This window comes from Alitiscatomonas sp., assembly GCF_037242085.1.
Lineage (GTDB): Bacteria > Bacillota > Clostridia > Lachnospirales > Lachnospiraceae > Alitiscatomonas > Alitiscatomonas aceti.
Genome location: NZ_JAXXBR010000121.1, coordinates 1 through 7,267 on the forward strand (window position 1 = coordinate 1; position 7,267 = coordinate 7,267).

The following is a 7,267-nucleotide window of genomic DNA, read 5'->3' on the forward strand; positions in this document are numbered from 1 at the left end:
TTGCTGTGGAACCGGCAGGAGCCGCCTGCTTAAAGGCCTCCCTGGAAGCCGGGAAGGTGGTATCTGTTCCGGCCATTAACACCATTGCCGACGGTACGGCAGTACAAACGCCCGGCGATAAGCTTTTTCCCTATCTCCAGGCCAATGTGGATGAGGTGATCACCATTGAGGACTCTGAGCTGACCCTGTCCTTCCTGGACATGGCGGAAAACCACAAGATGATCGTGGAAAATTCCGGACTTTTAACGGTGGCTGCCTTAAAGCATCTGGATTTCAAGGGAAAGAAGGTAGTCTCTGTTTTAAGCGGCGGCAATATGGATGTGCTGACCATGGCCACTGTGGTCCAGAATGGCCTGATCCTGCGGGACCGTATTTTTACGGTTTCTGTGATGCTGCCCGATAAGCCTGGCCAGCTGGCCGACGTATCTGCCCTGATCGCAAAGCTCCAGGGAAATGTGATCAAGCTGGATCATAACGTATTCGCCAATGTAAACCGTTCTGCCGGGGTCCTTCTCACCATCACCATGGAAACCTTTGGAACGGAGCATAAAAAACAGATCCTCCAGGCCCTGGAGGACGCTGGATATGCTCCGTCTGCGGAGCGGACCTCCAGGATCTATATGTAGGCCGGAGAAGATCTGGTATGAAATTCCGGCCTGTTCCAGATACCGCAGGCCGGAGCAAAAGGGGATATGATTATGAATACAAGAGAAGATCTGCCGGGGATCGTAAGGAACGGCGTTTACTTTGTACGCTGGACGCTTATTTCCCTCCTGATGGGAACGGTCTGCGGCCTGGTGGGAACAGCCTTCGGGTTTGGTGTTGCTTATTCCCAGCAGTTTTTCCGCGAGAATCCATTTATGCTCTTTCTGATGCCTGTATCCGGCATCCTCATCGTACTGGTGCATAAGGCCCTGGACCAGGTGGGAAATAAGGGGACCAATCTGATCCTGGAATCCATTTCCTCCACGGAGCAGATCCGTTTTTCCACGCTACCCTGTATTTTTATTTCCACCATCCTGAGCCATCTGACAGGCGCTTCCGCAGGCAAAGAGGGGGCGGCGCTGCAGATCGGGGGATGCATTGGAAACACCCTGGGCGGTCTTTTTCATATGGATGAGCGGGATAAAAAGGTTGCCATCATGAGCGGCATGAGCGGCTGCTTCGGAGCTATTTTCGGGACTCCCCTGGCCGCCTCCATGTTTGGGATGGAAGTGATCAGCGTCGGAGTTGCGTATTACGCGGCTCTTGTTCCCTGTGTGTTTTCCGCCTTTATCGGCTCCTTCATCTCCTCCAGGCTGGGGCTCCATGGAGAAGCCTTTACCATCCTTCATGTACCGGAATTTTCCCTTAAGCCGGCGGCTCTCATTGTGCTCCTGGCTCTTTTGGGCGCCTTTGTCAGCGTATGCTTCTGCATCCTGCTTCATGAGGTCCAGAAGCTTTATAAGGCAAAGCTGCAGAATGTTTATGCCCGGATCCTCACGGCATCCGCCCTGTTCATTGGCCTTTCTCTGGTATTCGGGCGGGAATACTGCGGAGCTGGCTTTAACCTGGTGGAGGCCGCCATGGAGGGAAATGTTCCCTATGAGGCCTTTCTATTAAAAATGCTCTTCACTGCAGTCGCCCTGGGCGGCGGCTTTAAGGGCGGAGAGATCGTCCCGACCCTGGCAGTGGGGGCGACCATGGGCGCAGCCTTCGGAAATTTTTTGGGCTTTGAGCCGTCCCTGTGCGCGGCCTGCGGTATGCTGGCCCTGTTTGCCGGTGTGACCAACTGTCCGGTGGCCACCATATTTATGGGGTTTGAGCTGTTTGGGTTTGAGGGGATGAAATATTTTGCCCTGGCCGTATCTGTAAGCTTTGCTCTTTCCGGTTATTATGGTCTGTACAGCAGCCAGAAATTTACCTATTCCAAGACGAGGACTGAATTTATCAATCGAAAGGCCCATTAGTTTTTCGCAGCAGAGGGCTTCAGGGAGGCGGATATTACCCTGGAAAGCCCTCTATTTTTTTAGAAAATATCTTGCAATATTCCGAAAACACTGTATAATATATGTTATAGACTTGCAATTGCAGAGAGGAGCTGTGGGATATGAGTGATAAATTAATTATTACCATTGGCAGAGAATGCGGAAGCGGAGGCAGACATATCGGACAGAAGCTGGCAGAAGAGATGGGTGTTAAATGCTACGACAAGGAGCTTCTTACCCTGGCGGCGAAAAAGAGCGGACTCTGCAGAGAACTGTTTGAGACACATGATGAAAAACCCACCAGCAGCTTTTTATATTCCCTTGTGATGGATACATACTCCCTGGGATATACAAATTCCGCTTATATGGATATGCCCATCAACCATAAGATCTTTCTGGCCCAGTTCGATACGATCAAGCAGCTGGCTTCGGAGGAATCCTGCGTGATCATCGGCCGCTGCGCCGATTATGCCCTGGCAGAATTCCCCAATGTAGTCTCTGTGTTTATTACTGCGGATGAGGATGTAAAGATCCGTACTCTGATGGAACGCCATCAGATCTCTGAATCCCAGGCCAGGGACGTTATGATCAAGACCGATAAGAAGAGGGCCAGCTATTATAATTATTACTCCAGCAAGCGCTGGGGAGATTCAAAGAGCTATGACCTTTGCATCAACAGCAGCAAAACCGGAGCAGACGGAGCCATAAAGGTCATCCGGGAATTTGCCAGGATCAAGCAGGAATATGCAAAAATAAAGTAAAGGGACAGATAAAAAAGCCTCCCCAGTCCCGGCAGAAGCCGGATGGCTGCGGAGGCTTTTTTGTGGACAGGCAAAAAAATTAAGAAAGAATTTAAGAAATCCAGACGGGTTGTATGATATACTTATCGTGCTGTCTTTAGCCCGTCCGGCAGCGCCTATCTACGAGAATTTTACAGCAGGTATTACGATATGAAAAAAAATCTGAATCTATATAAGGGGATGCGTCCTGCGGCCGTGATGCTCCTTTGTACATGCATTGCATTTTCGGCCGTCATGCCCTACGTCCCGCCGGCATTACCGGCAGCAGCGGAGAAGTCTTCCTCGGAAGCAGAGCGTCCTTCGGAAACGGCTTCCACGGCCAGGGAAGAAACGGAGACAGAAGAGAGCAGAGAAACGGCTGCCGCCATGGATGAGACGGCTCCAGCCCCGTACAGGCTCAATTTTGCCCATATGTATGAGGAAGGGGCAGAAGAAAGCTATGCGGAAATCCTTATGAAGGAGCTGATCCGGAAGGATTCCCAGTGGTACGCGGGTATCTATGATATGGCTAATATGGCTCCCTCCAGACTGGCTTCACGTCTGGGACGTTCCCAGGCCAAGGTACTGGGAAAACACAATCCTGCCTCCTTATCACAGGATCCGGAGGATCCTTCGACCTGGGCGGTGGAGCATTTTAAAAATGTCCGTGTATCCTTTTATGACGGAGATGGAAATATCACGTCTGCTGTATCCAATGCCCAGCAGATCCTTTCCATGGCAAGCGTATACTGTTATTACAATGAGATCCACGACCTGGACCAGATCCGGCAATACACAGACCAGCTTTGGAGTGCTTCCCATTCTTACAGCGCGTCTATGGGAGATGTATATTTCTGCAGCGGCTGTGTGGATCCATCCCAGATCCCTTCCGGAGAGGAGACAGATTCCGAGCTGGAGGGAGAGGATCATTTTAATGGAGAAAGCAGTATCAATACGGAAATTTCCGTTGCTGAATCCAGCCAGGCCGCAGAAGGGACCGGTAAAGATGGAGAGAGCATATCCGGTGCCTCCGGTGATTCCTTCAGTTCGGGCCTCGTATCGGACCCTTTTTCAGGAGGAAATTCCGGAAGCCTTGCAGCTTCTTCTACAGAAAAAACAACACCAGCCTTTGCCGGAACCACAGTCCAGGTGGAGACCACCACCAGTCCCCTGGATTCTCTAGCCGAAACTGCTGAAAGCGTATACATGGAAGAGACAAAGCCAAAGGTTACCATTGTAAGGCCCGGAGAGTCTAAGGAAAGCCAGGAAATGTCCAGCGCTGCTTCGTCTGCGCCCCAGACGTCCGGATCTGCTGGTCCGACGGCTGCCTCTTCACAGGCCCCATCCCCGGTCTCCTCAGAAGCACCAACCCCCGAGCCCCAGCCAACAGAGCCAACAGAAAGCCGGAATGCTGTGATCATCCGGCCAGAGGAGCCGGATCAGGCTGCTCTGGTCTTTGATCCGGAAGCTGCAGATATGCTTAAGGGGGATCACCGTATATATACAGCCGCAGTTTCGTCAGAAAGCTCCAGGAGCGCATCCTCCCAGACATCCCTCATCTGCCCCGGACACATCGATCTGAGGATCACTGCCAAAGTCCAGAGCCTGGAGGAGGCTGAAAGCCTGTTTTCCATAGATCCTGCTGGAAACACAGTGGAAGAGGGAAGCGCTTGGGCTGGCTGGAATGACCGTGCACGGGCCTTTGTAAACCACATCAGCCGTCAGGACTGGACGGAGCTTTATGACATCAGTGTTACGGTGGAAGGCACCAAAGCCCCGCTTTCCAGTACAGAGATCGAATCCTATATGAAAAAACTTCCGTCTGACACATCAGAGGAACGGAAGGAGATCATCCGTTTTGCACTGCAGTCTGTGGGAAAGGTTCCCTATTACTGGGGCGGCAAGGCCAGCGCCAGAAATTACAGCGGCAACAACTTTGGTTCCATTACGATCCCCGACCACAGGGGCCGTATCCTGAAGGGGCTCGACTGCTCCGGCTGGATCAACTGGGTATACTGGTCTGTGACAGGCGAACGCCTTCCTTATGAGGGGACCGAGGGGCTTAAGTCCACGGGACGGCCGGTGAACCGAGCAGACCTAAAGCCCGGGGATATTATCGTCATCACCGGAAAAACTCCCCATGTGATCATGTTTTTAAACTGGGCGCCCAATGGGCAGATCCAGTGTATCCACGAAACTGGTTCTGCAGACAATGTGACAGTTGGCGTCATGACCGCCAACTGGCCATATTACAGGAATCTGCTGGATTAAACAAACTTAAATGTTTAAGTGAACAGACCTCCAGGTTGTCCTGGAGGTCTGTGACTGATATAGGGCAGAAATTATTTCTTCCAGCATTGGACAGCGATAACCGGTCTGTGGGTCTTCTCCAGCGCGACTGCAGACGGCTTTTTTATGCAGCTACATGTCTTTCAGAAGGCTGCTGATAAGGATCTCCAAATCCGGATACAATCCGGCGCTGACCGGGCTGTGGAACGGGAAGATGATCGGAGCGGCGTCTTCGGCGTAACGGTATACGGTAGTACGTTCCTTCTCTGGATCCACGATCCAGTATTCCTGGACCCCGGCCTCAGAATACAGAGTGTTCTTTGTGGAATAATCCATCCGACGACTGGAAGGAGAGACAATTTCAATGATCCAGTCAGGAGCACCGAAACAGCCCTGGTCATGGAGCTTGTTCCGGTCGCAGATTACGGAGATATCCGGTTCCACCCAATTTTTATCATCGGCATCCAGGTTCACGGCGAAAGGGGCCATAAGCAGCTGGCAGTTTCCAGCATGAGAGAAGATATATTCCTGGATCACGAAAGACAGCTTAGCGATCAGAAACTGGTGCCGATAGCTGGGCGGGGCCATATCATACAGGGTCCCGTCTATCAGCTCGGCGCGCTGACCCTCTGGAAGGTTCCAGTAGTCTTTTGATGTATGATACTGTTTTGGTAATGGCATATTGCACCTCCTGGGAATCTATTATATATTTATGATTCATTTCTTTTTCTAAAATCCAGTACAAGAAAAAATGAGGTCACATAAAACCAAGTAAAGGCGGAAAGTCTATAAACTATTCGTTAAAGAAGGCTTTCGCGCATAGTTATAGATCGCTCTGCAACCAGCATTCCCCCGCCTTTTTCTGCCCTCAGCCGTCTCTCTCCATACTCCTGCCTTCCATATCTATTTGACAAGCAAAGGCAGATAATATTCCACAAACAGATAAACGACTGTGAGCACGATCCCGACAACCAGCACCCGGTTCATTACTTTTCTCATAACAATTTTCCTTTCTTTTTCATTATGTATAGACAGCGCCAGAACCATTAAAGGTACGGCATAATACGCCCATTCTGTATCATGAACGTTCATGTTTTTGATTATAGCACATTCATGATCCATGCTACAAGGAGTTCTTGCATTATCCCTTTGGTTCTGGTATGATGGTCCATGGGCACAACTATTCGTGAAATACGTTTCCAATGGAACTTGCCCTTTTAATATAATTATTACAGATAATTGAGAGGATCAGCAATTTATGAAATTACAGCGACTTTTAAGCCTTGTACGAAAGGCAGTGGACGATTACCAGATGATCTCCGCTGGTGACCGCATCGCTATTGGGATCTCCGGAGGAAAGGACAGCCTGGCACTGCTCTTCGCTCTCCATGAGCTCCAGCGTTTTTACCCATTCCCATTCGAGCTTTGTGCATTTACTGTGGACCTTGGTTTTGGGATCCAGGATTTTAAAGCCATACAGGCCCTCTGCGACGATTTTTCCATCCCCTATACAGTTATTTCCACGGATATTGCAAAAATCGTTTTCGAGACCCGCAGAGAATCCAATCCATGCTCTCTCTGCGCAAAAATGCGGAAAGGTGCCTTAAACCAGCAGGCCAGATCCTGCGGCTGCAATAAAGTGGCATACGCCCATCACAGGGATGATATTATAGAAACCATGATGCTTTCATTGATCTATGAGGGACGCTTCTATACCTTCTCTCCCCGTACCTATCTGGACCGGATGGATCTGACTGTGATCCGCCCCATGATGTACGTCAGCGAAGCAGATATCATTGGATTTAAAAATAAATACCAGCTTCCAGTCTGCAAAAATCCATGTCCGGTGGATGGAAAAACCCGGCGGGAATACGTAAAAAATCTCATACGGGATCTGAATCTGGAAAATCCTGGAGTCAAGGATCGCTTTTTCCACGCGGTTCTCTCTGGCAACATTCCCGGCTGGCCATCTCCCTCCTCGGATTCCAGAGGCTCTGAAAAAAATAAAGAAGGAAAGGAAGATAGTCATGGCATCTCTCACTTATCATGAGCAGAAGGATATTGAAAACATCAAAAAGCTGCGGGGACTGATAAAGGAACTTCCTCCCTTCTGTGCAGATTTCTTCCGGGGAATCGAACCTCTGACATCCACCAGGACCAGGATCGCCTATGCCTATGACCTGCGGATCTTTTTCGATTTTCTGAAAACTTCCAACAGATCGGAAGAGCGTC

6 protein-coding genes and 1 pseudogene are annotated in these 7,267 nt (G+C 50.2%); 6 read left to right on the plus strand and 1 reads right to left on the minus strand.

The genetic code is table 11. The features are described 5' to 3' along the window. The 4 genes from WIH05_RS12440 to WIH05_RS12455 all read left to right on the plus strand — a co-directional run. Positions 1-626: pyridoxal-phosphate dependent enzyme (locus tag WIH05_RS12440; RefSeq protein ID WP_337425458.1), on the plus strand; the 626-nt coding region annotated here is incomplete at its 5' end. Positions 627-698: 72 nt separating this feature from the next. Then, complete coding sequence (locus WIH05_RS12445) at positions 699-1,949, plus strand: chloride channel protein (protein ID WP_215653243.1); 1,251 nt, start codon at positions 699-701, stop codon at positions 1,947-1,949. A gap of 140 nt (positions 1,950-2,089) precedes the next feature. After that, entirely contained in the window at positions 2,090-2,728 is a 639-nt protein-coding gene (locus tag WIH05_RS12450; protein ID WP_022272909.1) for a cytidylate kinase-like family protein, read from the plus strand. A gap of 189 nt (positions 2,729-2,917) precedes the next feature. Continuing rightward, on the plus strand, positions 2,918-5,017 hold the full coding sequence (locus WIH05_RS12455) for an NlpC/P60 family protein (protein ID WP_337425459.1): 2,100 nt from the start codon (positions 2,918-2,920) through the stop codon (positions 5,015-5,017). Between the two features lie 150 nt (positions 5,018-5,167). Here WIH05_RS12455 and WIH05_RS12460 read toward each other — a convergent pair whose 3' ends face one another. Beyond that, a complete protein-coding gene (locus WIH05_RS12460; protein ID WP_022272911.1) occupies positions 5,168-5,716 on the minus strand; it encodes a Uma2 family endonuclease in 549 nt (182 codons plus the stop codon). Between the two features lie 577 nt (positions 5,717-6,293). Here WIH05_RS12460 and WIH05_RS12465 point away from each other — a divergent pair. After that, the gene (locus tag WIH05_RS12465) at positions 6,294-7,085 is read left to right on the plus strand and encodes an ATP-binding protein (RefSeq protein WP_022272923.1); all 792 of its coding nucleotides are present in this window, start codon (positions 6,294-6,296) and stop codon (positions 7,083-7,085) included. After that, positions 7,063-7,267, plus strand: a pseudogene (locus WIH05_RS12470) (integrase); the annotation flags it as partial. The gene WIH05_RS12465 and the pseudogene WIH05_RS12470, both read left to right, overlap by 23 nt.

What these genes read in the sequence shown, in the direction of transcription:
- WIH05_RS12445 (WP_215653243.1), top strand. Translation starts at nt 699, where the DNA reads ATGAATACAAGAGAAGATCTGCCGGGGATCGTAAGGAACGGCGTTTAC.
- WIH05_RS12450 (WP_022272909.1), top strand. Translation starts at nt 2,090, where the DNA reads ATGAGTGATAAATTAATTATTACCATTGGCAGAGAATGCGGAAGCGGA.
- WIH05_RS12455 (WP_337425459.1), top strand. Translation starts at nt 2,918, where the DNA reads ATGAAAAAAAATCTGAATCTATATAAGGGGATGCGTCCTGCGGCCGTG.
- WIH05_RS12460 (WP_022272911.1), bottom strand. Translation starts at nt 5,716, where the DNA reads ATGCCATTACCAAAACAGTATCATACATCAAAAGACTACTGGAACCTT.
- WIH05_RS12465 (WP_022272923.1), top strand. Translation starts at nt 6,294, where the DNA reads ATGAAATTACAGCGACTTTTAAGCCTTGTACGAAAGGCAGTGGACGAT.